The organism is Actinophytocola sp. (assembly GCF_035762905.1).
GTDB lineage: Bacteria > Actinomycetota > Actinomycetes > Mycobacteriales > Pseudonocardiaceae > DASYTH01.
Map to the genome: position 1 here is coordinate 1 of NZ_DASUCC010000009.1, position 25,040 is coordinate 25,040.

The following is a 25,040-nucleotide window of genomic DNA, read 5'->3' on the forward strand; positions in this document are numbered from 1 at the left end:
AGGTGGCGGTGCCGGCGCGCAACACCTGCAGCGTCCCGGCCGACAGGTTGCCCCAGATGGTGGGCACGAACCGGTAGAAGCAGCCGTCCGGAGCGTCCTCGGTCAGGTAGACGACCCGGCGCACCGGGTCCGCGGCCGCCGCCTCATGGGTGAACCGCCCCATCGCCGGCCGCTGCACCGCCGCACCCCCGAACGGATCGGTCTCATACACAAACCCCCGGCTGACCTCCTCGCAGGACAGCCACTTGTTCCACGGCATCGCGCCACCGGCACAGTTCTGCCGGGTATTGCCCAGAATCCGGTAAGCGCCGGTGATGTTCCCGCTGCCGTTGAACCGGATCGCACTCGCCCCACCACCGGGATTGATCTCCGAGTTGGACACGTAGATCCAGCCGCTCCCATCGGCGAACACCGCACCGCCGTCCGGCGCGGCATGCCAGACGTAGCCGGTGCCGCCGACCTGCTGCCCCGACCGGGCCACGATCCGGCTGGTAAACCCGGCCGGCAACTGAATCCCGTTGGCATTGGCCGCCTGTAGCGGACCATACGGGCTCGGGCCGTTCTGCGCCGGAGCCGCCATCGCCGAAGGGGTCAACGTGTTGCCGAACGCGGTGACACCCGCCCCGACCATCGCCGCCCGCAGGAAGTTCCTTCGCCGCACCTCGCACCTCCGCACCGTGTCACCCGCCAACGCACAGTACGCACCACAAGCCGCACCCACGCATCGCCAAGGTGAACACCCGGCGAGGTGCTCAGGTCAACTGAACCCGACCGGGGAGGCCGATCGCATGCTCGATGCGCAGCCGCATGCTGGGATGGATGGGCAGGCCGTCGAGTTCGCCGGGGTCGATCCAGGCCACGTCGATCATCTCGTCGCGGTCCGGTCGAGGTTGGCCAGCCACCGGGATCGCATGCAGACACACGGCGAATGGCTGGCGCACCTCGCCGGTCGAGTACACCATCACGTGCGCCGGATCGGTGTAGATGCCGGACAGGCCGGTCACCGTGACCAGGACGCCGGTCTCCTCGGCGACCTCGCGGACCACCGCGTTGACGGCGGACTCACCGGGTTCCACGCTGCCGCCCGGCAGCTCCCAGTTGCGGGTGTCGGCCCGCTGGGCCAGCAGAATTCGCGCGGCCGGATCGCGAGCCGCGGCGAAAGCGGCGGGACGCACCGAATTCGCCGGTGGGGCGGCGGCATCGTAGTAATACTCGGCCTTCCGAACCATGACTCCAGTGTGCCCAAACCGTCACGCACTGTGACGAAGTGCAAGGGTACTTTTCGTGAATTCGAACCGCACCGCTCAACTTCTGGAAACTGTCGGGTCAGGTCTGGTGCAGGGTGGGGTCGCGGTCGGCGACGGTGAAGCTGGCGGCGGTCGAGGAGGGAGCGTCCGGGGTGCGGACGGCGGGCAGGATCTGGAAATCGGCGCGGAGTTCTGTCGGGGTGAACCGGGTTCGGACATAGCCGCGACGGTTCTTGTAGAACTTGATGTGCGGGTTCTCCGTGCGCACGGTGGGGTTGGTGCCCTCGTCGCCGTCGCCGCCGCTGGTGATCGAGGTGGCCACCAGTTCGACGCCGACGCCGGGCGAGTCGGGCTGATCCGGGTTGGCCTTGAGGTCGGCGGCATAGTGGCGGTGCACGTCGCCGGTGAGCACCACGCCGTTGCGGGTGCCGCCCAGCATCGCCGCGACCCGGTCCCGGCTGGCCCGGTAGCCGTCCCAGGCGTCCATGCTGAAACCCTGGTCGACCCCGGCCCGCAAGTCGCGTTGGGCGAAGAACACCTGCTGGCCCAACACATCCCAGCGAGCCCGGGATCGGGCCAGACCGTCGGCCAGCCACCGTTCCTGCTCGGCACCGGTGATCGTGCGGGCCGGGTCGAGCCGTTCGGCGCAGTTGACCCGGGTTCCGTCACCGCAGGCCTGATCGTCGCGGTACTGGCGGGTGTCGAGCATGTGGAAGGTGGCCAGCCCACCCCAGGCGAACCGGCGGTACAGCCGCATGTCGATCCCCCGCGGCCGGGCGCTCGACCGCAGCGGCATGTTCTCGTAGTAGGCCTGGAAAGCAGCGGCCCTCCGGTCGGAGAAGCCGGGGTCGGGCTGCTCAGGAACCTCGTCGGCCCAGTTGTTCTCGGTCTCGTGGTCGTCCCAGACCACCAGCCACGGCGCGGTGGCGTGCGCCAACTGCAGATCCGGGTCGGTCTTGTACTGGGCATGCCGCTGCCGATAGCCCGCCAACGTGCGGGTCTCCGGCCCGGCCACCACCCGCACATCGGCGGCCTTGGTCTCGTACTCGTACTGGTAGTCACCCAGATGCAGCACCAGGTCTGGGTGCTCCTCGGCCAGCCGCCGGTAAGCGGTGAAGAACCCCTCCCCGAAGTGCGAGCACGACGCGAAGCACATGGTCAACCCGGACCCGAAGGTGCCGTGCGCCGGTGCGGTCCTGGTGCGCCCCACCGGAGACAGGTGCCCCCGCACGCGGAACCGGTAGAAATACTCCCGGCCCGGCCGCAACCCCCCGGCCTCGACGTGCACGCTGTGCGCCAAGCGCGGATCGGCAAGCGCTACGCCGGAGCGCACCACCCGGGTGAACCGCTCGTTCTCCGAAACCTGCCACAGCACCGGAAACGCCCGGCTCGGCATACCCCCGAGGCCGTCGTCATTGAGCGGGGCGGGCGCCAGCCGGGTCCACAGCACCACACTGTCCGGCAACGGATCCCCCGAGGCCACACCGAGCGTGAACGGATCGGTCAGCGGCCGGACCGCCGGGGCCGCACCGGCCAGTGGCGTGCCCAGCGCGGTCAACCCGACCGCGGCCGTCCCGCCGAGCAGGACGTTCCGGCGGGCTATCGCGCTGGCCGAGGAACTGACCACAGATGCCTCCCGGTTCGCGGTTACCAGGCCCACCGTGGCGGCACCAGGTATACGGCAGGTCACCGCGCAGTGAGCCGACGGTGACACCACGAGGAAGGTCACGGTTCAGCCGACCTGGGAACCAGGGCAGCCGGTCCTCGGTCCCCGCCGAGCGTGGCGTTAATGTCAGCGCCGTGTTCCATGACGCGGGCGCGATGTTCCATCCCGCCGGCACCGTCACTCGTTCGTCTACATAGGACCCCATGAAGCGCGGTTGGTCCCGTCGCCGGCCGACGCTCCCGAATCCACGAGGAGTGATCAGCATGCCCGAGCGTGACTTCGATGCCATCGTCATCGGCGGTGGCGCACCCGGCGAGCACACCGCCGCCGCGATCGCCGCGGGCGGTCTGCGGGTCGCCATCGTCGAGCGGGAACTGCTCGGCGGCGAATGCTCCTATTGGGCCTGCATCCCATCCAAGACGCTGCTGCGCCCCGGCGAGGCGCTCGCGGCCGCCCGCGAGGTACCGGGTGCCCGCGAGGCGGTCACCGGATCAGTCGACGCGTCCGCCGCCTTGGCGTGGCGGGACTTCATGGTCTCCTCCTACAGCGACACCGGCCAGCAGACATGGGCCCGCGACGCGGGTATCGAGGTGCTACGGGGTGCCGGGCGACTGGCCGGCCCGCACACTGTCGCGGTCGGGGAGACGACCTACACCGCCGAGCACATCGTGCTGGCTACCGGCGCGGACCCGATCATCCCGCCGGTGCCCGGACTGCGCGAGCTTCCCGGAGTGTGGACCAACCGCGAGGCCACCGGCGTCACCGAGATCCCGCGACGGCTGCTCATCCTCGGCGCCGGACCGGTCGGGGTCGAGATGTCCCAGGTGTTCACCCGCTTCGGCGCCTCGGTCACGCTCGTCGGCGCCGCCGATCGAGTGCTGCCGCGCGAACCACGGACCCTCGGTGCGGCACTCGGCGAGGCGCTGCGCGCCGACGGCATCGAGCTGCACCTCGGCCAGCAGGTCATCGCGGCCGGGCTCGACGGCGACGACTACCGGCTCGACCTCGCCGACGGCACCCGGCTGCACGGCGACCGCCTGCTGGTCGCCACCGGCCGGCGGCCCCGGGTCACCGGGATCGGGTTGGACACCGTGGGCATCGAGGCAAATCCGCGCGGCATACCGGTCGACGAGCGCATGTCCGCCGGCGAGGGTCTGTGGGCGGTCGGTGATGTCACCGGCCAGTGGAACCTGACCCACGTCGGCGAATACCACGGCCGCGTGGTCGCCGCCAACATCCTCGGCACCCCCCGCACCATCAACTACGACGCCGTCCCGCGCGTGGTGTTCACCGACCCGCAAGCCGCCGCCGTCGGCGCCGCCGACGGGCCGTTCACCGCGACCGTCCCGCTTGCCGGCGTCGCCCGCACGGCGACCTACACCCGCGCCTACGACACCCGGTCCGATTTCCTCACCGTCGTCTCCGATGGCGACCGGCTCACCGGCGCCTACGCGGTGGGCCCCGAGGCCGGCGAATGGCTGCAGCAGGCCACCGTCGCCATCCGCGCCCGCATCCCCCTGCCCGTCCTGCTCGATGTCATCCAACCATTTCCCACCTTCTCCGAAGCATTCCTGCACGCCCTGCGCGACCTCGACACCCACATCCAGGCCGGCTCACCACCCCGGCGCGCCACCTCAATGGCCTGAGGTCGTTCCGGAACGCCCAGCGCCGCGTCTGACTGATGGCGGAGTACCGGCGGCTCGACTACTTGCGGAACCAGGCGCGGGCCTTCTTCGTGGTCGTTGGGCGCCAGGTGGGCCACAGGTCGTGTTCGGCGCGATGGGCGGCGGCCTCTTCGTGGCCGTGCAGCAGACCGAAGGTGAAGCCGTTCTCGCCGGCCAGATGGGCCCGCACGCCCAGTTCTCTTAAGACCGGCCGGGCCATCACGCTGTCCTGGAACTCGCCGAGTACCTTGGTCAGCTTCTTGGCGTGGCGGCGGGTGCGCCAGGCGGGCTTGCCGATCGTGGGTGCCACCGCCTCGACGGCATAACGGAAGCGCTTGGCGGCCTTGCGCATCGAGTGGGTGGCGGTGTCCCGGTCGGGACCGGGTGGCAGGACACGGATCCGCTCGGCCCGGCGGGCCACGGTGCGGTATGCCCGGCGGATGTGCCGGGGCAGTTCCTTGGTGGCCGGCTTGCCGGCGGCGGGGGTGAACGGCGGGTCGGCGAGCAGTTCATCGACCGCGGTCAGCAGCCGCAGGTACCGCTCGCCGCGCAGGGTGCGCAGCACCTTGCGCCCGGCGTCCGCTTCGGCCCGGCCGAAATATTTGGTCAGCCGCGCGACGACCGGCCCGATCAGCAGCTCGGGCGGCAGCGACCCGGCGGCCCGGCGGAATCGCTCCTCCTGCACTTCGAGGTCGCGCGCGGGAGCCAGCCGGCGGCCCAGCCAGCGCAGCTCGGCTTCCACCTCGCGGGTGCGGTCCTGGTCGATGATCTTTCCGAACACCCGCAGCGCGCTGCGCAGCTTGCGGGCGGCCACCCGGAGCTGGTGCACGGCGTCGCCCGTCCCCTTGCGGACCAGCAGGTCGTTGCGGGCGAGCACGTCGGCCTGCGCGCGCAGGTAGTGCCGGACCACCTCGCCCGCGGTCGCCGGGTGATCGGCCTGATCCGGCCCCAGGTCCAGCACCCGCAGCAGCTTCGAACTGGACTTCGACCGGCGGATCCCGGCCTTGCCCAGCCGCCGCTCGGCGTGGTCGAGCAGGCCGGTTCCGGCCTCGCCGGCCAGCTCGATCTCGACCTCCCGCCAGGTGTCGAGGGAGGCCGGGCGGCCGGTCGAGCGGGCGGTCACCAGGTCGTCGGTGACCTCGGCGAGCACCCCATTCGGACCGAGCAGCTGCCGCCGGTCCCGCCGGGTGGACAGCCGGGCCACCGGGACCAGCCGGGCGCCCCGGGTGTAGCCGGTGACCAGGTCGGCCAGTTCGGCCGGCGGCTCGTCGCTGTCCCCGAGCGGAAGCCGCGTCTCGTCCCGGGTGTCCCGGCCGGCCGGAACCTTCAGATGCCAGCCCGCGTCCGCACCGCCGGTACGCCGGCGCAAGGTCAGGCCGGCCCGGGCCAGCCGCAGATCGTCGGTGTCGTAGTAGACCGCGTTCAGGTCCTCGGTGCTGGGGTCGGAGGTGGCGACCACGCCGGGCAGCCCGTCCAGCACCGGTAGCTTCGCGTCCGGCCCGAGCTCGTACTTGCGTTCGGTCTCGGTGTGGGTGGTTGCCTTCATCCTTCCCGGCTACCCGAACCGAGCGCTTCGGCAAACCTGTCGGTGCGAGGACACCCCTGGCGGATCCCGGGCCAGGGTGTTCCACGGGCGCGAGTGACCCCGGCGAGCGCGCACAGTTGCGCTGTCCGACAAAGGGGGAAGAAGCCGGAGACCACCACAACATCCCGAGGAGATCCGTCATGAACATCGCGCAGAACAGCACCACGATCGAGACCAAGGCATCCAACACCGCAGGGATCCCCATGCGGTTGGAGGTCACCACGTTGCCGGTCGCCGACGTCGACCGGGCCAAGGCGTTCTATGCAAACCTTGGGTGGCGGCTGGACATCGACTTCCAGCCCGACGCGAACACGCGTGCGGTGCAGTTCACTCCGCCGGGCTCACCGACGTCGATCCAGTTCGGCTCCGGCCGCACCACCACGACCCCCGGTTCACTGGATGGCCTGCTGCTGGTCGTGGCCGACATCGTCGCCGCCCGCGACGACCTGATCAGCCGCGGCGTCGACGTCGGTGAGATCTGGCATCTCGAACCCGGCACCGGCCAGGTGCCAGGGCTCGACCCGCAGCGCCGCTCCTACCTCAGCCGGGCCGACTTCACCGATCCCGACGGCAACGGCTGGCAGCTGCAGGAAATCACCCAACGGCTCCCCGGCCGGGTGACGAGTGACGTCGCCGGCCTAGCCGAGCTGCTGCACGAAACCGCCGAACACCACGGCGCCTTCGAAGCGGTTGCCCCTCCCCATGACTGGTGGGACTGGTACGCCGCCTACCTCGACGCCCGCCAGACCGGCGCCACCCCCGACGACGCCTCGACAGCTGCCGACCGCTACATGGCCGACATCAAGCACATCATGGCGCCGGGCTGATCGAACCGGCGCGTCCCAGTAGACCCACCAGCACCTGGTGGGTCTACTGGCGTGTCGATTCGACGAGCGACCGGTGATGTTCGGTGCCGCATGCGGGCCCGGGTGTCGCGCCCCGCGCAGTAAGCGACCGTCGATGTCGGATCCGCGCGGTGTCACCAGGCGACCGGTTCCGGCCTGGTGGCAGCGCGCGCCGGGCCATCCGCGCCAGGATTGTGGGGCGGGGAACCAGGGTCGCCGGTCCCCCGCGGGCCAGGCATAGCACGGCACGTCGTCGGCCAGCAGATCGCGCACCCCGGGCAGGCCGAGCTCGGCGGCCGACCAGTCGTAGACCTGCCGCAGCCGGGGCTGGATCACCCCGACGTCGAGCAGCCGGCCCACCTGGTGCTCGCGCGCCACATGCCGCTCGATGTCCTCTCCGAGAGGGTAGGTGTTGGGCAGGATCCGGGATATCGACAGGAAGATCCCGGTCATCCGCACACGCGGATCGCCCAGCGCGGGCGCGACGGGTGCGAGCCAGCCCAGGGAAAGCCGCGGCGCGACACCAGCGCATGCGCGTAGAGCACCCGCATCAGCATCAGGTCGAGGAAGAACCGCTCGGTGCGGCTCTCCCGCTCGGCGAGATCGCGATGCTCCAGATAGGCCGTTACGATGCTGACGTTGTGCGCCCGATACCAGTTGCGCGCCGTGGGTTCGCGGACGAACGCCAGCGACGCCGCCGCGCTTTCCGTGGCGCCGGTCGGGTCGTAGCCGGCGGCCAGGGCACGCGCCTCCCAGCCGTCGCGCAGCAGCCGCTCGTTGACCGCCCGCCACCACGGGCTACCTGACTTCGGACCGTGCGGCGGGTGGAGTAGCCCGCGCCGCAGCTGCCAGCTCACGAACGCGACCGCGGCGCGGCGGTAGGGCAGATGCCGCATCGGCTCGCCCGGGTAATCCGGTGTAGAGCCGGCACATCAGCTCCAGCCGAGCGTCCGGATCGTCGCGCACCCGGCTCACCCGATCCAGCGCGAATTGCGCCGCCGTCACCACCGCGCCATTCTCCCCAATCCTCAAGGCACGGGCCGGATCGGACGAAACCCAACGAGACCCGACAGGTGAGGTGGGAATGGACAGCTATGCGTCGTGATCGTGGGCGGGGTCGGCCGGGTGCGTGCTGGCCGCTCAGCTGTCTTCCATCCGGCCGTCAGCTGCCGGATTGGAACCGACCCGAAGCGGTGGTCGATCTCGAGCTGCGGGTGCACGGCCTCGGCGGGTTGCGTGTCGCCGACACGTCGGTCATTCCCACCATCGTGTCCGGGAACACCAACGCCACCGCTGACGCCATCGCCGAGCGGGCCGCCACCCTGATCAGCCGGTCATGACCGGGTGTCGAGGACGACGCGGAACCGGGCCTGGCCGGACAGCATGCGCTCGTAGGCCTCGGGGGCCTGCGACAGCGGGAAGGTCTCGTTGCGGCTGCGGACGCCCAGCCGCGCCGCGAGGCTCACGTTGTCCTCGTTCTCGATCGAGCTGCCGGTCAGGGCGCCGCGCACGGCGCGAGTGCCGAAGATCAGATCCGGGGTGCGGACCTCGATCGGGTCGGGTGCGGCACCGACCACCATGAGCTGGCCGCGCGGGGCCAGCCCGGTGACCAACGGCGACATGGCCGCGCCGCTGGCGGCGGTGGCGATGATCGCGGCGGCGCCGCCGAGTTGCTGCAGTGCGGGGCCGGGTTCGGTGTTGGTGCTGTCGATGTAGTCCTCGGCGCCGAGTTCGGCGGCCAGGTCGGCTTTGCCGCTGCCGCGGGCGATCGCGGCGACTCGGTAGCCCAGGGCCTTGGCGTACTGGATGCCCAGATGACCCAGCCCGCCGATGCCCTGCACAGCCACGAGGGCCCCCGGCCGAGGTCCGGCGGACAGCAGCGCGCGGTAGACGGTCAGTCCCGCGCACAGCAGCGGCGCGATCTGTAGCGGGTCGGCGTCGGTGGGGATGCGGACCAGACCGCTGGCCCGGGCGTAGGCGACCTCCGCGTAGCCACCGTCGACAGTGGTGCCGGTCTGCGGTTGGTCGGCACAGTTGACGAAGTCCCCGCGCCGACACGGTTCACATTCGCCGCAGTGGCCGCCCAGATAGCCGATCCCGACCCGGGTGCCGACCGGCCACGCGGTCACCCCGGCGCCGACCGCGTCGATCATGCCGACGATCTCGTGACCGGGCACCACCGGCACCGACGCATCGGCCCGCAGCCCCTCGACGGCGAGCGTGTCGCTGTGACAGACCCCGCAAGCCTGCACCCGGAGCCGCACCTGACCGGGCAACGGATCGCGGGTTTCCCGTTCGACGAAGGCGAACTGGCGCGAGCCGGTCACTTCCACGGCACGGTAGACGGACATGGTGACTCCCAGTGGTTGTGAGGGTTACGGAGGTGAGCGCGGGCCGGCACGGGTTGCGGCCCGCGCGCTCGCGTCGTCACCGGCCGGGCAACCGGGTGGTGATCTCCTGGACGATCCAGCCGTTGCCGTCCGGGTCGCTGAACGAGACGAACGAGGAGTAGCTGCGCCGCTCGGGATCCGGGCCCGGCAGCCGGCCCTCGGTACCGGCGTGGTGGAACACCCCGCCCGCGTCGTGGAACACCTCGCTCACGGCGACCCCACGGTCGGCCAACTCGGCGCGGGCCGCCTCGATGTCGTCCACCACCAGCATCAGGTCCCGCGCGGAGCCGGGCTCGGCGGTGGTGATCCCGCTGCCGAAGATGATCGAGGCCGGCGAGCCGGGCGGGGTCAGCTGCACCACCCGCAGGCCGTCGTCGGCGGTGAAATCGGCGTCCAGCCGCCAACCCAGCGTCTTGTAGAAGTGCTCGGCCCGGTCAACGTCGGAGACCGGCAGGACGGTGACCTCAAACTTCATGTCCACGATCGCCACTTCTTTCGGTTCTTGTCGCTGTCGTGGCTGCTGCCACGCCACAACAATCGCTCCGCGGCCCCGCCGTTCGCACCGGTGGAACACCCTGGTCGATCCCCGGCCAGGGTGTGTTCAGGTCATGCCGGAGGCGGCGAGCGGGTCGTAGCCGGGGGTGCGCAACAGCGCCTGCAGCTGCCGGCGGCGCATGCCGACGTTGCTGCCTTCGATGATCGGGTAGGACAGCGCGTCCATCAGATGGCGGACCAGTGGGAAGTTCTGGTCGTAGGCGGTCACGCCGACGATCCCGATCAGGTCGTTGATGACCGCGACGCCGGTCTCGGAGCCGAAGATCTTGGCGTGCAGGGCCAGTTCCGGTCCGCTGGGGTGCATCGACAGCACGGCGTCCAGGGCGCGCCAGGCCAGCAGCCGGACGGCTTCGATCTTTCCCTTGGCGTCGGCCAGGACGTCGGAAACGGCCTGATGATCGATGATCGGCACCGGTCCGCCGCGCGTCTCGGACAGCGCGAAGCGGTAGGCGACGTCGAAGGCCTGGCGCATCGCCGCGGTGGCGAAGATGCCGATCGACGCGCCGCTTGGCAGAAACGCGTTGCGGGTCAACGCCACGCCTTGGCCTTCGGCGCCGAGGAGGTTGCCGCGCGGCACGCGCACATCGGTGAGCTGGACCCGGGTGGTCAGGCAGCCCTTGAGCCCGGGTAGGTCGTAGTACTGCTCGACCTCGATGTGGCCGGCCAGGTGTTCCCGTTCGGCGACGATGAGCGAGATGCCGCCGGGGGTGCGGCAGACGATGGTCATCAGGTCCGGGCCGTCGCCGTCCCACCCCGGCAGGTGCGATGCCCAGGCCTTGCGACCGTTGATCACCCACTCCTCGCCGTCGGGCGCCGCGGTGGTGCGGACCCCGAGGCCGGGTCCCTCGGCGTCGAAGTTCGCGCTGCCCTCGGGTTCGCTGAAGGCCATGGCTGCCAGCGGCGCACCCGAGTCGGCCAGGAACGGTCGCACGAACCGCTCGACCTGTTCCGGCGTGCCCACCTGGTAGACCGGCGCCAACGCGATCAGCGGACCGCCCATCGAGATGACGAAGTCCGGCATCTCCGCCGCCCACTCCTCGAGGAAGATCGCGGCGTCGACGCCGCTGGATGCCGCCCCACCGAACGGCACCGGAATCAGGCCCTTGAGAAACCCCGCCGCGACGGCATCCTCGAACACCGGCCGCAGCAGCAACGCTCGAGTCAACGGATCGGGCTCGGCCCGGGTCGCCGCGGCCAGATTCCGCAACCGCTCTCGGGCGAAACCCCGGGCGGCCGCCTTGAGCTGTTCCTGCTGCGGGGAAAGAAGAAACGACACGGTCATCGCGAAGACCTCCTTGGCCAACAGTGTGGTGGTGTGGGTCAGCATCACCCCCTATGTCGCACCGGTCCAGACATTTCCGCACGCCGGCACCGGGCACTCTTGCCGTGTGGCCTGGTCTACTGACGGAACGACTCGGCCAACTTCATCGGCAGCTCATCTGGATGTTCGCCGCCGCCTCCGAACGCTTGTTTGCATTCCGCTGCGGAATGTTCGACTGAACTCGACGTACCGCGCGGCCGCATGGTGTAGAAGAACTGTTCATGAGCCGCCGCCGACTCGTCCGTGCTTCCCGTCTGCTGCCGTTGATCCTTTCTGTTGCCGTGGCCGGAACCGGCGCCGCGTGCAGCGGGCCCGATGCGCCGGAGGCTACCGCTCCGCAGTCGCCCGATCCGATCGCGGACTTGCGTTCGCCCGGAACCGTGCTCGTGCTGCACTGCGACCAGAAATCGTTGACCCTGACCGCGTTGTCGAGTGACGATGGACATCAGGTCGCTACGATCACCGCGGCCCGAGTCAGCGACGGCGGGCCGTCCTACCTCTGCGGTGACCCGCTCACCTCGGGCTATCCCTCGACCGGGATGCTGCAGCAACTGCTGGCCCCCGATGCCGCCCGGCTAGCAGGCTGGGCACGTGGTCCCGGCGACGAGGGCTTCCTGGCCACCGCGTACGACACCCGCACCGGAGCTCAGGTTGGGCCAGGCCTCGACCCCGACGACTTCGCGGCCTCGCCCGAGGACAGCCGGCCGGTGTTTCATGACGGCAAACTCTGGTATGTGGACCGCGACAAGCGACTGCGCAGCCGGTCGACTGAGCAACCACCGGAGGCCGCCGAGGACCATGGCCCGGCCGGCGCCTTGAAGGTGATCTTCGCTGGCGACAGTCCCTGGTACGGCCAGGAAGTCGATACCACAGCGGTCCACCCGTCCGGCCGCTACGCGGCCGAGTTCGACGGCTTCTGGGGTAATCTCCGGATCCGGGAACGTGACGCCAGCCGGAACGATGTTGTCGTCCTGTCTGAGGCCCTCGCCGCAGGCGCTGAGAAACCGCCGCCGGGCAGCGCGCCGTTACCCCCTTGCCGGCCGAACTACTGGCTCGATGACGCCACGATGGTGTGCTCCAGCCAATCGCAGATCTGGAGACTGACCCTGGCACCCGATCACGGGTCGGTCAGCAAGGCCGAACCGCTGCTGCCGGACACCGACCGCCAGACCTACGGGCCCGTGCCGGCGCCAGACAAGCGCGCGTTCGCCTTCCTCGCCGAGCAGGGCGATACCACGGCGGTGTACCGACAGGCACTGTCATCCGGCGCACAGCCGACGAAGCTTGCCGACATACCGGAATTCGCTGAGGCATACCTAATCGGGTGGTCGTAAGGCCCGCACGATCACCGACGCCGAGCTGGAAGAATGAATGGCGATCGATCCCACCAGCTGGCATTGTGGATCATTTGGCCGCAGATTATCCGCGCTCCGCACGTTCTGAGTTGGGATGTTCAGACCAATCCTGGCGACCGATTATCTGGGAGAATTTCGGGTATGGGAACGCCGATCATGCTCGACGTCAACGGTTCGGATATTCACGCCGAAGGTGCCCGGCTGCGGGAACAGGGACCGGCGGTGCTGGTGGAGTTGCCGGGCGGGGTGCGGGCGTGGGCGGTGGGCGGCCATGACACGCTGCGCCGGCTGCTGGCCGACCCCCGGGTGTCGAAGGATGCCTTGCAACACTGGGCGGCCTACATCAACGGGGAGATCGCCGAGGACTGGCCGCTGCGGATCTGGGTGTCGGTGCGGAACATGTTCACCGCCTACGGAACCGACCACCGGCGGCTGCGGTCCATGGTGGCTGCCGCCTTCACCGCCCGCCGCACCGCCGCGCTGCGGCCGACGATCGAGGAGACCTCGCGGCGCCTGCTCGACGCGATCGCCGCGAGTCCGCCGGGCGAGCCGGTCGACCTTCGTGCCTGCTACGCCCACCCGTTGCCGATCGAGGTCATCTGCGACCTTTTCGGCGTGCCCAAGGACAAGCGGTCCGATCTCCGCACGGTGATGGACACCGCGTTCGACAGCACGATCACACCGGAACAGGCCCAGGCCAACACCCTGGCGATCTACGAGCTGTTCACGAACCTGGTCGCGGACAAGCGCGAAGCCCCCGCCGACGACCTGACCAGTGCCCTGATCGCCGCCCGGGACGAGACGGACGGCGCCATGACCGAGACCGAACTGGTGGACACCCTGATCCTGATGCTCTCCGCGGGCCACGAGACCACGGTGAACCTGCTCGACCACGCCATCGCCGCACTGCTGACCCACCCCGCACAACTGGATCTGGTGCGCTCCGGGCAGCGGTCCTGGACCGACGTGGTGGAGGAGACGCTGCGCTGGCAGGCTCCCGTCCCCTACCTGCCGCTGCGCTATGCCGTCGAGGACATCGACCTCGACGGCACGCTCATCCCGCGCGGGGACGCCATCCTGGTCGGCTACGCCGCCGCCGGCCGCGATCCTGCCCTGTACGGCGCCACCGCCGACGAGTTCGACATCACCCGCACCACCAAGCAGCACCTCGCCTTCGGCCATGGCGCACACCACTGCCTTGGCGCCCCACTGGCCCGCCTGGAAGCCGAAATCGCGCTTCCCGCACTGTTCAACCGGTTCCCCGACCTCGCCCTCGCGACTCCGCCGGACAACCTGACCACCATGCGCACCTTCCTGTCCAACGGCCACACCACCCTGCCCGCCCACATTCGGATCAGCGCGACAGCACCCGCTCGCCGTTGACATAGCTGCGCAGCACCAGCTCGGCCGGATCGTTGTGCGTGGCACCGATCATCACCGAGCCCAGCGGGGTGAAGCCGTCCTGGCCCTTCGACCGCAGGTTCGAGCCCCGGTCCACCTCGCGCAGGTCGAGGACGCCTGCGTCGTTGGCCGCGACGAACCCGGCGACGTGGTCCAGGGCGTTCTCCGGTGTCACGCCGCGGGTCCGCTTGCCAAGCACGGCGGCGATCTCGCCCTCGTAGACCATGCGCCGGCAGCCCTGGGGGCGGACCAGATCGGCACCGTCCCACGGCAGGGTCGACGGTGGATTGAGGAAGTAGGACGGCACCGGGGGAGTGCGGCCGCGCTCGGCGGCTCTGCTCCGGTAGTTCACATGCACCGCCACGATCTTCGTCGGGCGCAGGCCTAGCGGATGCCGGTCGGTCACCGGCCGACCTTATCTCAAATCATATACGATTTGTCGAGTCCGGGTCGGGTAGCATCCCGTCATGGCCGCCCCCGCCCCGTCGCGTGTCGAGCTGGCGTACGCCACCATCCGCGAACGCATCACCACCGGCGTCTATGGTCCCGGATACCGGCTCGTGCTCGACGAGCTGGCCAGGGAGATCGGCAGCAGCCCGGTTCCCGTGCGCGAGGCGGTGCGCCGGCTCGAAGCCGAGGGATACGTGGACTTCCAGCGACACGTCGGGGCCAGGGTCGCATCGTTCGACGAGCACGAGTTCGAGCAGGCCGTGCAGGTGGTGGCGGTGCTGGAGGGCTATGCGACCGCGCTGGCCGCGCCGCGAATGCGCCGCACCGACATCGCCAAGGCCAGGAAGGTCAACGACCGGATGCGAGCCGCCCTCGCCGACTGCGACCCGATCCGGTTCTCCACGCTGAACCGCGAGTTCCACTTCGTGATCTACGACCGCTGCCCCAACACGCACATCCGGTCGTTGCTCGAGGCGCAGTGGTCGCGGCTGGACACGATCCGCCGGTCGGTGTTCGCCTTCGTCCCCGGCCGGGCACGGTCGTCGGTGGCCGAACACGCCGAGCTGCTCGACCTGATCGCCGTCGGCGCGCCGGCCGACCGTCTGGAACGTCTGGCACGCGCCCACAAACTGCACACGGCCGATGCGGTCCGCCGGACCCGGCCGGCCCACTAGGGTCAGTCGAAAATCGGCCGTCCGGTTGGGCGCACGACACTGGCTTCGTGTTGAGGGGGAACGAAGAATGAGCGCGGTCGAAGGGGGACTGGTGCACCGGGCCATGGCCGGGGTGGGCCGGTTGTGCGTGCGGCGGCCCTGGTGGGTCATCGCCGGCTGGGTGACGCTGACCGCGCTGGTGGTCACGCTGGTGGCGGTGTTCGGTGCGCCCACCGAGGACGACGTGTCGTTGCCGGGCAGCGACGCCCAGGCCGGCCGGGACCTGCTGAGCACGCACTTCTCCAGCGCGACCAACGCCTCCGGTCAGCTGATCCTGACGGTCCACGATGGACGGATCGACGCCGCCGCCTACCAGGCCGCGATCGCCGAGACCATTGCCAGGATCGGCAACCTGCCCCATGTGACCGCGGTGCTGCCGCCGAGCGCACAGGCCAGGTCGTTGAGCGAGGACGGCACCATCGGCTACCTGACCATCACCTTCGACCTCCACTCGCGCAAGGTCACTCCGGCGATGTCCGAGGCCGTGGTCTCGGCGGCCGAACCCGTACGAGCGGCAAGCATGCGTACGGTGCCGGCCGGAGTGCTGGCGCAGGCGGGGTTCAGCACCGGTGCCAGCGAGTTGGTCGGCGTCGGGGTGGCCGTACTGGTGCTGCTGGTGGCCTTCGGTGGTCTGGTCGCCGCCGGCCTTCCGCTGGTGACCGCGCTGGTCACGGTGGCCTGCGGACTCGGGCTGGTCGGGCTGGCCGGCCACGCCGTGAGCATGCCCGGGGTGGCGGCCACGCTGGGCACCATGATCGGCCTGGGGGTCGGCATCGACTACGCGCTGTTCCTCGTCACCCGCTACCGAACCCTGCTCGCGGGCGGTCAGGAGCCGAGCTCGGCGGTGGTCGCGACCGTCGCGTCGTCGGGCAGTGCCGTGGTGTTCGCCGGTGGCACGGTGATGGTGGCGCTGGCCGGGTTGGCCATCTCGGGCATCCCGATCATCACCACCCTCGGCTGGACCGCCGGCCTGGTCGTGGTGATCGCGGTGCTGGTGGCCAACACCGTGCTGCCCGCCGTGCTGGCCCTGCTCGGGCACCGGGTCAACGCCCTGCCGATCCGCCGTCGCGCCCGCCGGGCCGGCACCCGGCAATCGGGCTGGGCCCGGCTCGCCGACCGGGTGACCGCGCGGCCGGTGCGCTCCGCGCTGGTGGCGGGCGGGCTGCTCGTGCTGCTGACCGTGCCCGTGGTGAGCCTGGGCATCGGCCAGACCGACGCCGGTGACCGGGCGGTCGGCGCGCCGGGCCGGGAGGGATACGACCTGCTCAGCGCGGGCTTCGGACCCGGGGTGAACGGCCCGGTCACGGTAGCCGCCGAACTTGTCCCACCGGCGAGCGGACCACAGGACCCGCGGCTGGCCGAGCTCACCGCGCGGCTGGCCGAGGTTCCGGGCGTGGCGCGGGTCGCGCCGCCGAGGATGGCCGACGGCGGCGAGGTGGCCAGTATCCGGGTGGAGCCCACGACGGGGCCGAGCGATCCCGCGACGGTGGACACTGTGGACCGGCTGCGCTCCGTGCGGGTGTCCGGAGTGGACGCTCGGGTGACCGGGCAGACCGCGGTGCGCGCCGCCCTGGCCGACCGGATGGCCGACCGGATGCCGTACGTCATCGCGGTGGTCGTGATCCTCGCCGCACTACTGATCATGTTCGCGTTCCGGTCACCGGTGCTGGCGATCAAGGCGGCGGTGATGAACCTGCTCTCGGTCGGTGTCGCCTACGGCGTGCTGGCCGCGGTGTTCACCTGGGGTTGGGGGGTGACGCTGATCGGACTGGACGGCCCGGTCCCGGTGGAGAGTTATGTGCCGATGCTGTTGTTCGCCCTGCTGTTCGGGCTGTCCATGGACTACGAGGTGTTCCTGCTGACCGGTGTCCAGGAGAGCTGGCGCGCGACCGGCGACAACCGCGCCGCCGTCCGAACCGGCCTGGCCAGCACCGCGCGGGTGATCACCTCGGCCGCGCTGATCATGATGTGCGTCTTCGCCAGCTTCATGCTGCACGACAACCCGATCATCAAGATGTTCGGCCTCGGCATGACCGTCGCGGTCGCCGTCGACGCCACCATCATCCGAGGAATCCTGGTGCCGGCACTGATGGCCCTGCTCGGCCGCGCCAACTGGTGGACCCCACGCTGGCTCGGCGGCCGCAAGACCAGCCCATCCCGGCCAACCGACGAACCGACACCCGACCCGGCCGAGCCCATGGTTCACGCCCCGCGCTGACCGGGCCGGCACACCCTCCCCGCGCGACCGATCAGGTTATGCACGCTGGGACAGCGTGATCGCCGACCGGAACCGGTTGTGGGCAACCAGCATCCAAGCGGTGCCGGACATTTCCGCCGGCACCGACCACACCAGACGAGGTACTCAATGCGCAGACTTCTCACCGTCGTTGTCACCGCCGCCGCGGTGTCCCTTCCGCTCGTCGGTGGTGCGGGCACCGCGGTCGCGGGGTCCGAGAAGGGGCCGTTCGGCTCGCTGGCCAGCTGCCAGATCGCCAAGAATCAGAATCCCGGCCCGGACGGACGGTGCCATCAACACAAGGGCGCCAAAGGCTGGTACTTCACCGTCTGACGGCGCAACCATCAGGCCGTTTCCCGCAGGAGACGGCCTGGTGGTGGGACGATGCCCACGGTTCCGCCGAGCGTGATCCGCCGCCGGGCGATGGTCGTCCTCGCACCTGAAGACCCCGGCGGACCACACGGCCTAGGTGTCCCGGTGTTGGTCCCGGATCTCGGGGAGTTGTTCGAAGCCGGCTGACTTGTAGGTGGCTACGGCGCCGGCATTGGAGCTCGGGGTGCAGACGATCGCGCTCGACGAGCCCAACTGCTGGAGTGCGGCCGCCGCGGCGACGGTGATCGCCGTACCGTAGCCGTGACCGCGATGGTCCCGGTGCACGCCCATCGGCTCGAGCAACCCGGGCTTTCCCGGACCGGCCGACCACACCGTCACCGCCGCCACCGCGTCGCCCGCCGCGTCGTACGCGACCAGACACCGGGCGTCGGCGTACGGCAACCCACCGGCCATCGCATGCCAGCGCTCGTCGGTGAACGTCGAGGAGTCGAACGATGCCCGCTGGACGGCAGTCCGCACGTGTGCCTGCTCCGGCCTGATCACCTCGGTCCGCACGCCTGGCTCCGGCACCGGCTCGGTGAGGTCGCGGCGCAGCGGCGTCCACGGCTCGGCGGCGTTCCAGCCGTGCTCGGACAGCAGGTCTTGGACCAGCGCTCCCTGTGGTGCCTCGATGAACACCTTCCCCTCGATCAGGACGCCGCGCTGCGGCTCGGTCACGTCCTCCACTACCTGCTGCGCCAACTCCTCGTCCCGTGCAGCGCCTGGCGCGATCGCCAGTCGCAAGAGGTCGGGTTCATCCAGCAGTCCGATGGCGAGCAGCTGCCCGTCCCGCCTCCAGGTCCGCACCGCCGCCGCCGTCGCCTCCGCACCGAACCGCCAGAACCAGCCCAGGTCCCCCGGATGCAGTTGCATCGGCGCCCCGTCGTACTGCCACCCCCGCAGTACGCCCACAACCTCGCTCAGGCCGTCGATTCCCGGCCTGCCCAACACAATCGCCACATCCCGATCAGACACCACCGCGCCGACACCCAGCACTCGATTTTCGACCAGCTTGACGGGCGGGCACATGCATTGCGAGAAATTCGACAGCGCTTACCGCAAGCGTCGCCATCTCGGCGACCGCCACGACGATCAACGCCGGTCCGCCCGCTGACAGTGCAACCGGTTGTGGGATACCTTCCGTGCTACAGGCGGAGGTGTTTCATGACCAGGCGCCGGGTCGCGTTGTCGGTCGTCGTCCTCGTGCTCGCGGTGGCGGGCGTGCTCGTCGCCGTGTTCTGGCGCGGCGACACCCCGCGGGCCGCGCCACCCGCGGCGCCGCCCGCCGGGTCGGTGACGGACCTGCCGACGGGCTGGCGCTGGGAGGCATACGGCGGCGTCGAGGTTCAGGTGCCGGCAGACTGGGGCAACGGCATCGCCAACTATCCGCCTTGTCTGAGCCGGGAAAAGCACCAGCCGCACGTCGGCCGTCCTGGCGTGGTCCCGTTGGTGATGTGCTCGGGCCCGCCGGTGCCGGCACTGGAGTTGCGCGCCCCGTACCTGTGGTTCAGCAACAACGTCAGCGCCGATCGGGTTCAGACCTATGACGGCGGCTGGGTTTCACAGACCCGTACCGTCGCCGGCACCACGTTCACCGTGTTCAGCGACGATCCGGACCTCCGCACCCGCATCCTCGGCTCCGCCCGCCCGGCCGCCGGGGCGACGAACCCGGCGTGTCCGGCCGACCACCCGGCCAGGACCAACCGCGACGCCCGCCCCGACCCCGGCAAGCCCGGTCTCGCACCGGTCGAATCGATCACCGTCTGCCGGTACTCGCTCACCGGCAACGGTCCGGCCGTGCTGTCCACCAGCCAGCTCACCGGCGACCAGGCCGCCGCCGTGTCCCGCGCGATCCTCGCCGCCCCCGAGGGCACCGGCCCCGACAGCCCGGACAACTGCGCCGCCGAATACGCCGCCGGCGACGAACTCGTCGTGCTCAGAATCGCCGGCGGCACCGAGGTCGTGGTCCGCTACAGCGGTTGCGTCGGTCACGGCTTCGACGACGGCCACACCCGCCGGAAACTCACCGCGGACGCCATCCGCCCCGTCCTGTCCGGCCCGCACCATCCCGCGACGCTCAGCGGACCGGTCAGCGAACTGGTGTGGGGAGTCAGGTAGGCCACGGGCTGCAACCATTGCCGGGCCCCGAGTGGTAGTACGACGTAGAGCCGGCCGAAGGGCAGCGTTGTGGTGGGTGCACTGCAGGAGTTCGACGAGTTCGTGGCGACGGCGTCGTCGCGGCTGCTGCGGTCGGCGTTTCTGTTGACCCGCGACCGGGGCCATGCCGAGGATCTGCTGCAAACGGCGCTGGCCCGGGCCTGGGGGGCGTGGTGGCGGATCGACGGCGACCCTGAACCGTATGTGCGGCGGATCATGGTGAACACCTATGCGAGCTGGTGGCGGCGGCGGTGGCGGTCTGAGGAGCCGACCTCGCAGCTGCCGGAGTCGGTGGCGGAGCATCCGCAGGCGGGCGTCGAGGAGCGGGAGTGGTTGTGGCAGGCGCTGGGCAGGTTGCCCCGCCGGCAGCGCGCGGTGCTGGTGTTGCGGTTCTACGAGGACCTGACCGAGACGCAGGTCGCCGAGATGCTGGGGTGTTCGGTCGGGACGGTGAAGAGCCAGGCCAGCCGGGCATTGGCCCGGCTGCGGCTGGATGACGCGGTCACCCAGGAGAGGGTCCGGCGATGAATCTGTCCGACCTCAGCGAGGTTCTTCGGGAGCGTGCCGGCGAGCCGGTGGACCTGCCGCCGGAGTCCCGCCTGGCCGCGATCCGCAACCGTGTGGTGGCGCGCCGCCGGCGCCGGCTGATGGTGGCGGTGAGCGGGCTGGTGGTTCTGCTGCTGGCCGGCGTGGTCTATTCGACCGCGTGGCAGGGGCGGACCGCACCGCCCGCCGACAGCCGCACGATCGAAGGGTTTCCCGAATACGCCAGTGGGGCGCGGGTGATCGCCGCGGGCTCCGGCGCACTGCCGCATCGGACCCTGACGGTCAGGTTCGTGCCGGCCTCGCTCGACCTGACGGTCTTCACGCGGTGTGATAACCCGGGCCGGCAGCTCATGGTCCGGCTTGAGGTGAACGGCGGACCGCTGAGCCCCGGCGGGACGTGCGGTGGCGGACACGGCTTCCCCGAGCAGGCATGGACCGACGGGGGAGTGCGCGTCGGTGCGCCCGCCGAGGTGACCTTGACCGTGATCGGGGGGCAAAGCCCGGAAGGCGACCTGCTGCCGATACCCGACAGCGGAGCCTTTGCCATGGCCATCGGCGAAGCGGTCCCGCCCGACGAGTACCCCTATCCACCGCGCCCGGCCACCCTGGACTCTCTCGACGACGTGGGTCTCCCCGGCACCAGCGGCGAACTGCGCGCCGATCCCGCCGATCCCAACCGCCCGCAACAGCTGTCCCTCACCTGGCCGGGACCGCTCGAGCTCCAGGCGGTGATCAACACCCCGGGCCGCCTGCGCATTCTCGTCGACGATGTCGAGGTCCTCAGCCTGGACGGCTGGGCCTACTACCCCCAGGGCGCCAGCACGAGCGACGACTTGTGGCCCGAGCTAGTCGGCCTTCGCCTCGCGCCCGGCCAGCTGGTCACGATTCGGGTCCTCCCCGAGCGCGCAAGCGGCGACTGGAAGGTCACCCTCCATCCACCTTGGTGATCGAACGCGCACAGCCGCGATGACCCCGGAGCGGAACGCACCGCCACTACTGAATCGTCACATTGAACTGCCCCCGCGCGTTCGGCGCGCCGAGGAGGTTGGGGCCGATCAGTCTCCAGGTCACGGTGAGCTCGCGCCCCGCGGTCAGCTCCGGCGGGACCAGGACGACCATCTCGAACCTGACCTCACCCTGCGCCGGAATCTCCTTGAGCGGCCGGCAGTTGAGCCGATACGTCGCGCTGTCGTTGATTGCCGGCGTGGTGGCCGACCCCATCGAGAGCCGCTCCAGCAGGTAGCCCGGGCACGGCTCGAGCGCGATCGGCACCGCGGTCGGGTTGGCCAGCCGCACGGAGAAGGTGAGCCGGTCGCCGGGACGCGCGCCAGCCGGCGGTTCGACGGTGGCCCTCAGCGTCGCCATTGGTGAGTCGGGGCCGGGTTCCCGAGCCGGCTCGTCGAATCCGCTGCTGGCCAGGTTCGAGGTGCGCTCGGGTCGAGATTCGTTCGACCGCGTGCACGGCGGTGTGGTGTCGGTGGTCACGGCCGCGCGCAATGTGCCGCCATCCTCCGGCAGCGAGATCTCCAGTTCCAGCGGCCCGTGCACCGCTTGGCAGAACGGGCCGGTCCAGTCCAGCCGCAGATCCGCCGACTGCCCGGGCGGCACGATCGTGGCCCGCTCCCGCGATTGCGCGTTGATGCCGTGCGTGTAGTCGATGGCCAGGTCACCGGCGCTGTCCCGCAGCCGAGTCGGCACCTCCCCACGCAGCCGGCAGGTGCGCTGCCCGGTGTTGGTGACCCGCACGTACCCGATCAGCTTGGGTGGCTCGCGCTGCGGGACCCCCTCGGCCTCGGCGAGCCCACCCGGCCGCTGCCACGACGCCAGCACCCCGGTCAGCTCCTCGGCCGTGCAGGGTTGGGCATTCGGATCCTCGCGGCGCTGTGCTGCCGGGGGACTGAACTCATCCTGGCCGCCCGGCTCGTCCACCCACGGCACGGTCCCATCCGGCAGGAGCGTCGCCGGTGCGTCGACCACCGGGGGTTCGGTGTCCGGCGGTGGCCAGCCAGCCTCGTTCCGTTTCCCGCACGCCGCCAGCACCAGTCCGGCCAGCACCCCCACCACCAGCAACCGCCGTGCCATTGCGCCAGTTTGCCCTACGCGACCACGGCCCGATCACTCGGCGGGTGGTACCCGGACCATTGGCGGCAGGGGGAAGGACTCGGGCCACCCCGCGCGCCGGCGTTTCGACTGATCGGCGAAACGCCGGCGCTGCGAGGAAAGCGACCCTGCCGGTCGCGGTCAGTTGAAGTTGCCGGCGATGGGCAGGTCGCCCCGCTCACCCCAATTGCTTTGCATGACCACACCTGGCTTGTGCCAGGTCCGGGTGGAGGGCCGGAAGACGCCGATCTCGTCGATGCCGTCACCGTTCCAGTCGCCGGCCACGGGCAGGTCGCCCGGTTCGCCCCAGTTCGCGGCGAGGGTGCGGCCGAGGATGAACCAGTCCTTGGTGGAGGGCCGGAACACCGCCGGTTCGTCGATGCCGTCGCCGTTCCAGTCGCCGGCGACCGGGAGGTCGCCCGGCTCGCCCCAGTTGGTGCGCAGCACGGTACCCGGGGTGAACCAGTCGCCTGTGGACGGTCGGAACACGCCGATCTGCGTGATGCCGTCGCCGTTCCAGTCGCCGGGAACCGGAAGATCTCCCGGTTCACCCCAGTTGGAGTGGACGATCTGGCCCACGGTGTGCCAGTTCCCTGTCGACGGTCGGAACACGCCGATCTCGTCGATGCCGTTGCGATTCAGGTCCGCCGCGAACGGCAGGTCGCCCGGCTCCCCCCAGTTGGTCGTGAGGACCGTGCCCGGCGTGTACCAGGACCCGTCGGACGGCCGGAACACGCCGAACTCGTCCTTGGCCGATCCGCAGTTGCGGCTGGTGATCTGCGATGACTGCGAGTTGGTCTGACCGTAGGTCACCCCGTTGAACACCGGCGTGGTGCGCTCGTTGTTCGGGTAACCCCACTCGGCGCGACCGTCGCCGTTGCGGTCGACGGCCATCTCGAAGTGCAGGTGCGGGACTCCGTTGGAGGTCTCGCCGGTGTGTCCCACCCGGCCGATGCCGACGCCGCGCTGGACGCGGTCGCCGACGTCGACGAGCCGCGCCTGCAGGTGGATGTACGTGGTGAACCACCCGCCGCCGTGGTTGATCTGGACGATGTTCCCCGCGCCGGCCGGGCTGCTGTAGGACTGGTTCACCACTCCCGCGGCCGGGGCCACGAGCAGTTGTCCCTCGGTGGCGCTGGTCGGGTTGCGGAAGATGTCCAGGGCCGGTGCGTGCCCGAACGATTCGGCCCGGATCGCGGTCCCGCACGGGAACGGCGCCTGGAAGTTCGGCCGTGCCGACGCCTCCGGTGCCGGCACCGCCAGCAGCATGACTGGGACCGCGGCGACCGCGAGCAGAGCGACCCAGGCCCGCCGCCTCAACATGGTCATCAGCGCCTTTCTGGTTGGTGATTTTCAGGCTGCCACGAAGGATCGCGGTTGCCGTGGCGGTGCCGGAACACCATTCGGTCCTGCCCGAATCGATCAACCGGTCTGGCCGCCCGCGAGCACGGCGCCGGCGAGTGGGGTCAGCATGTGCAGCACGACACGCCCGCTGCGCCGGCTGACCACCAGCCCGGCGTTGCGCAGCACCCCGACATGCTCGCTGGCAGATGCGATCGAGATGCCGAGCCGAGTGGCCAGCTCGGTGGATGTCGACGCGGTGATCAGCGCGGCGAGCACCGCCGCCCTGGTCCGGCCGAGCAACGCCTCGAGTGCTGTGCGTCGCCCGGCGATCCCGTCCAGCCAGGTGGGCGGGTGTTCCACCGGGTAGACCACCACCGGGGGCAGCGCCGGGTCGACCAGCGCGACCGGCTTGCCCCAACAGAAGAAGGACGGGATGAGCAGCAGCCCCCGGCCGTCGAGACGGATGTCAAGGGGGAGTGGGTAGTCGGCGGACAGCACCGGCCTGTCCCAGCGCAGCACCGGGCGCAGGGAGCCCAGCATGGCCTCCACCCCGCCCTCCAGCAGTGCCGCGCCACGCATGGAGCGCTCGACGTTGACGACGGCCTCGACGTCCTCCCACACCGGCTGGACGATCGCGCCGTGTACGAGCCGCAGTGCGCGGGTGAGATCGTCGAGGACGTCCCGATCGGCCGCGCCGAGCCGATGCGCCCACTCCGGCAGCTCCCGGTCGCGCGCGGCGTGAGCGATGTCGGTGCGCAGCCGGTGCGAAGGTGTGTGCCGAACGGCCTCGAGCCCGGCGTGGAGCCCGTCACGAGCCTCGGCCGGGGTGAGGAAGTCGGGGCAGTAGCCCACTTTGGGCACCAGTTGGCGGAGCAGGCCGACAGCGCCGTGGAGCCCGCTCTCCCGTACCGCGGCGCGGGCCTGTCGCTGCCAGTCGGCGAACACCGGAATGTCCGTCCCGTCGGCCGAGAGGCGGTAGAGCCCGAGCACGGTCTCCCACAGCGGGTCGGGTGCCTTGGCGACGCGCACCAAGGACAGATCGACGTCCTGGAAGTGGATCCGCAGCACGGAACGCGACACTACGTGGTCACGG

General features: G+C 70.4%; 24 protein-coding genes. 11 read left to right on the plus strand and 13 right to left on the minus strand.

All coding sequences use genetic code 11. The features are described 5' to 3' along the window. The 3 genes from VFV67_RS00785 to VFV67_RS00795 all read right to left on the minus strand — a co-directional run. On the minus strand, positions 1–661 hold a 661-nt coding region (locus VFV67_RS00785; RefSeq protein WP_326466389.1), incomplete at its 3' end, for an alkaline phosphatase PhoX. A 91-nt stretch (positions 662–752) separates the two neighbouring features. Next, complete coding sequence (locus tag VFV67_RS00790) at positions 753–1,229, minus strand: NUDIX domain-containing protein (protein ID WP_326466390.1); 477 nt, start codon at positions 1,227–1,229, stop codon at positions 753–755. A 97-nt stretch (positions 1,230–1,326) separates the two neighbouring features. Then, entirely contained in the window at positions 1,327–2,874 is a 1,548-nt protein-coding gene (locus VFV67_RS00795; RefSeq protein ID WP_326466391.1) for an alkaline phosphatase D family protein, read from the minus strand. Between the two features lie 302 nt (positions 2,875–3,176). Here VFV67_RS00795 and VFV67_RS00800 point away from each other — a divergent pair, with 302 nt between their 5' ends. After that, positions 3,177–4,559: an NAD(P)/FAD-dependent oxidoreductase gene (locus VFV67_RS00800; protein WP_326466392.1), complete on the plus strand. Its 1,383-nt coding sequence runs from the start codon at positions 3,177–3,179 to the stop codon at positions 4,557–4,559. Positions 4,560–4,617: 58 nt separating this feature from the next. On the opposite strand, the gene VFV67_RS00805 is transcribed toward VFV67_RS00800, so the two are convergent. Continuing rightward, entirely contained in the window at positions 4,618–6,123 is a 1,506-nt protein-coding gene (locus VFV67_RS00805; protein ID WP_326466394.1) for a CYTH and CHAD domain-containing protein, read from the minus strand. A 179-nt stretch (positions 6,124–6,302) separates the two neighbouring features. Here VFV67_RS00805 and VFV67_RS00810 point away from each other — a divergent pair, with 179 nt between their 5' ends. Further along, a complete protein-coding gene (locus VFV67_RS00810; RefSeq protein ID WP_326466396.1) occupies positions 6,303–6,989 on the plus strand; it encodes a VOC family protein in 687 nt (228 codons plus the stop codon). Between the two features lie 467 nt (positions 6,990–7,456). On the opposite strand, the gene VFV67_RS00815 is transcribed toward VFV67_RS00810, so the two are convergent. Then, positions 7,457–7,903, minus strand: coding sequence for a hypothetical protein (locus tag VFV67_RS00815; protein WP_326466398.1), 447 nt, complete (start codon positions 7,901–7,903; stop codon positions 7,457–7,459). Positions 7,904–8,200: 297 nt separating this feature from the next. Here VFV67_RS00815 and VFV67_RS00820 point away from each other — a divergent pair, with 297 nt between their 5' ends. Beyond that, positions 8,201–8,347, plus strand: coding sequence for a GMC oxidoreductase (locus tag VFV67_RS00820; protein WP_326466400.1), 147 nt, complete (start codon positions 8,201–8,203; stop codon positions 8,345–8,347). On the opposite strand, the gene VFV67_RS00825 is transcribed toward VFV67_RS00820, so the two are convergent. From VFV67_RS00825 to VFV67_RS00835, 3 genes are all read right to left on the minus strand, one after another. After that, the gene (locus VFV67_RS00825) at positions 8,342–9,358 is read right to left on the minus strand and encodes an alcohol dehydrogenase catalytic domain-containing protein (RefSeq protein WP_326466402.1); all 1,017 of its coding nucleotides are present in this window, start codon (positions 9,356–9,358) and stop codon (positions 8,342–8,344) included. The two genes, VFV67_RS00820 and VFV67_RS00825, sit on opposite strands and share 6 nt — an antisense overlap. 76 nt (positions 9,359–9,434) lie before the next feature. Then, on the minus strand, positions 9,435–9,872 hold the full coding sequence (locus tag VFV67_RS00830; protein WP_326466477.1) for a VOC family protein: 438 nt from the start codon (positions 9,870–9,872) through the stop codon (positions 9,435–9,437). Positions 9,873–9,998: 126 nt separating this feature from the next. Beyond that, entirely contained in the window at positions 9,999–11,234 is a 1,236-nt protein-coding gene (locus VFV67_RS00835; protein WP_326466404.1) for an acyl-CoA dehydrogenase family protein, read from the minus strand. 260 nt (positions 11,235–11,494) lie between these two features. Here VFV67_RS00835 and VFV67_RS00840 point away from each other — a divergent pair, with 260 nt between their 5' ends. Together VFV67_RS00840 and VFV67_RS00845 are read left to right on the plus strand one after the other, a co-directional pair. Next, on the plus strand, positions 11,495–12,607 hold the full coding sequence (locus VFV67_RS00840) for a hypothetical protein (RefSeq protein WP_326466406.1): 1,113 nt from the start codon (positions 11,495–11,497) through the stop codon (positions 12,605–12,607). A gap of 162 nt (positions 12,608–12,769) precedes the next feature. Next, a complete protein-coding gene (locus VFV67_RS00845; RefSeq protein ID WP_326466408.1) occupies positions 12,770–14,011 on the plus strand; it encodes a cytochrome P450 in 1,242 nt (413 codons plus the stop codon). Here the strand turns inward: VFV67_RS00845 and VFV67_RS00850 are convergent. After that, the gene (locus tag VFV67_RS00850; protein ID WP_326466409.1) at positions 13,983–14,435 is read right to left on the minus strand and encodes a fumarylacetoacetate hydrolase family protein; all 453 of its coding nucleotides are present in this window, start codon (positions 14,433–14,435) and stop codon (positions 13,983–13,985) included. The two genes, VFV67_RS00845 and VFV67_RS00850, sit on opposite strands and share 29 nt — an antisense overlap. A 61-nt stretch (positions 14,436–14,496) precedes the next feature. Here VFV67_RS00850 and VFV67_RS00855 point away from each other — a divergent pair, with 61 nt between their 5' ends. The 3 genes from VFV67_RS00855 to VFV67_RS00865 all read left to right on the plus strand — a co-directional run bounded on the left by VFV67_RS00855 (position 14,497) and on the right by VFV67_RS00865 (position 17,761). Then, positions 14,497–15,153 (plus strand): GntR family transcriptional regulator, encoded by a 657-nt coding sequence (locus tag VFV67_RS00855; RefSeq protein WP_326466410.1) that lies wholly within the window; start codon positions 14,497–14,499, stop codon positions 15,151–15,153. Positions 15,154–15,220: 67 nt separating this feature from the next. Next, a complete protein-coding gene (locus VFV67_RS00860; RefSeq protein ID WP_326466412.1) occupies positions 15,221–17,410 on the plus strand; it encodes an MMPL family transporter in 2,190 nt (729 codons plus the stop codon). A 147-nt stretch (positions 17,411–17,557) separates the two neighbouring features. Then, positions 17,558–17,761: a hypothetical protein gene (locus VFV67_RS00865; protein ID WP_326466414.1), complete on the plus strand. Its 204-nt coding sequence runs from the start codon at positions 17,558–17,560 to the stop codon at positions 17,759–17,761. Between the two features lie 132 nt (positions 17,762–17,893). Here the strand turns inward: VFV67_RS00865 and VFV67_RS00870 are convergent, their stop codons facing one another. Beyond that, complete coding sequence (locus VFV67_RS00870; RefSeq protein WP_326466416.1) at positions 17,894–18,760, minus strand: GNAT family N-acetyltransferase; 867 nt, start codon at positions 18,758–18,760, stop codon at positions 17,894–17,896. A 204-nt stretch (positions 18,761–18,964) separates the two neighbouring features. Between VFV67_RS00870 and VFV67_RS00875 the strand changes: the two genes are divergently transcribed. The 3 genes from VFV67_RS00875 (at position 18,965) to VFV67_RS00885 (ending at position 21,450) form a co-directional block, all read left to right on the plus strand. Beyond that, positions 18,965–19,918: a hypothetical protein gene (locus VFV67_RS00875; RefSeq protein ID WP_326466417.1), complete on the plus strand. Its 954-nt coding sequence runs from the start codon at positions 18,965–18,967 to the stop codon at positions 19,916–19,918. Positions 19,919–19,990: 72 nt separating this feature from the next. Beyond that, positions 19,991–20,485, plus strand: coding sequence for a SigE family RNA polymerase sigma factor (locus VFV67_RS00880; RefSeq protein ID WP_326466418.1), 495 nt, complete (start codon positions 19,991–19,993; stop codon positions 20,483–20,485). Next, positions 20,482–21,450, plus strand: a complete 969-nt coding sequence (locus VFV67_RS00885; RefSeq protein ID WP_326466420.1) for a hypothetical protein — start codon at positions 20,482–20,484, stop codon at positions 21,448–21,450. Before VFV67_RS00880 ends, VFV67_RS00885 begins: the two co-directional genes overlap by 4 nt. Before the next feature lie 46 nt (positions 21,451–21,496). On the opposite strand, the gene VFV67_RS00890 is transcribed toward VFV67_RS00885, so the two are convergent. The 3 genes from VFV67_RS00890 to VFV67_RS00900 form a co-directional block, all read right to left on the minus strand. After that, a complete protein-coding gene (locus VFV67_RS00890) occupies positions 21,497–22,585 on the minus strand; it encodes a DUF4232 domain-containing protein (protein ID WP_326466422.1) in 1,089 nt (362 codons plus the stop codon). 159 nt (positions 22,586–22,744) lie between these two features. Continuing rightward, positions 22,745–23,932, minus strand: coding sequence for a M23 family metallopeptidase (locus VFV67_RS00895; RefSeq protein ID WP_326466424.1), 1,188 nt, complete (start codon positions 23,930–23,932; stop codon positions 22,745–22,747). A gap of 93 nt (positions 23,933–24,025) precedes the next feature. Further along, positions 24,026–25,015 (minus strand): winged helix-turn-helix domain-containing protein, encoded by a 990-nt coding sequence (locus VFV67_RS00900; protein ID WP_326466426.1) that lies wholly within the window; start codon positions 25,013–25,015, stop codon positions 24,026–24,028. Positions 25,016–25,040 lie beyond the last annotated feature (25 nt).

Bases quoted from the DNA above. Each gene is read 5' to 3' on its own strand.
- VFV67_RS00810 (WP_326466396.1), top strand. From the start codon at position 6,303: ATGAACATCGCGCAGAACAGCACCACGATCGAGACCAAGGCATCCAAC.
- VFV67_RS00815 (WP_326466398.1), bottom strand. From the start codon at position 7,903: ATGCGGCATCTGCCCTACCGCCGCGCCGCGGTCGCGTTCGTGAGCTGG.
- VFV67_RS00875 (WP_326466417.1), top strand. From the start codon at position 18,965: ATGACCAGGCGCCGGGTCGCGTTGTCGGTCGTCGTCCTCGTGCTCGCG.
- VFV67_RS00895 (WP_326466424.1), bottom strand. From the start codon at position 23,932: ATGACCATGTTGAGGCGGCGGGCCTGGGTCGCTCTGCTCGCGGTCGCC.
- VFV67_RS00835 (WP_326466404.1), bottom strand. From the start codon at position 11,234: ATGACCGTGTCGTTTCTTCTTTCCCCGCAGCAGGAACAGCTCAAGGCG.
- VFV67_RS00845 (WP_326466408.1), top strand. From the start codon at position 12,770: ATGGGAACGCCGATCATGCTCGACGTCAACGGTTCGGATATTCACGCC.
- VFV67_RS00800 (WP_326466392.1), top strand. From the start codon at position 3,177: ATGCCCGAGCGTGACTTCGATGCCATCGTCATCGGCGGTGGCGCACCC.
- VFV67_RS00860 (WP_326466412.1), top strand. From the start codon at position 15,221: ATGAGCGCGGTCGAAGGGGGACTGGTGCACCGGGCCATGGCCGGGGTG.
- VFV67_RS00865 (WP_326466414.1), top strand. From the start codon at position 17,558: ATGCGCAGACTTCTCACCGTCGTTGTCACCGCCGCCGCGGTGTCCCTT.
- VFV67_RS00840 (WP_326466406.1), top strand. From the start codon at position 11,495: ATGAGCCGCCGCCGACTCGTCCGTGCTTCCCGTCTGCTGCCGTTGATC.
- VFV67_RS00790 (WP_326466390.1), bottom strand. From the start codon at position 1,229: ATGGTTCGGAAGGCCGAGTATTACTACGATGCCGCCGCCCCACCGGCG.
- VFV67_RS00805 (WP_326466394.1), bottom strand. From the start codon at position 6,123: ATGAAGGCAACCACCCACACCGAGACCGAACGCAAGTACGAGCTCGGG.
- VFV67_RS00885 (WP_326466420.1), top strand. From the start codon at position 20,482: ATGAATCTGTCCGACCTCAGCGAGGTTCTTCGGGAGCGTGCCGGCGAG.
- VFV67_RS00890 (WP_326466422.1), bottom strand. From the start codon at position 22,585: ATGGCACGGCGGTTGCTGGTGGTGGGGGTGCTGGCCGGACTGGTGCTG.
- VFV67_RS00825 (WP_326466402.1), bottom strand. From the start codon at position 9,358: ATGTCCGTCTACCGTGCCGTGGAAGTGACCGGCTCGCGCCAGTTCGCC.
- VFV67_RS00855 (WP_326466410.1), top strand. From the start codon at position 14,497: ATGGCCGCCCCCGCCCCGTCGCGTGTCGAGCTGGCGTACGCCACCATC.
- VFV67_RS00830 (WP_326466477.1), bottom strand. From the start codon at position 9,872: ATGAAGTTTGAGGTCACCGTCCTGCCGGTCTCCGACGTTGACCGGGCC.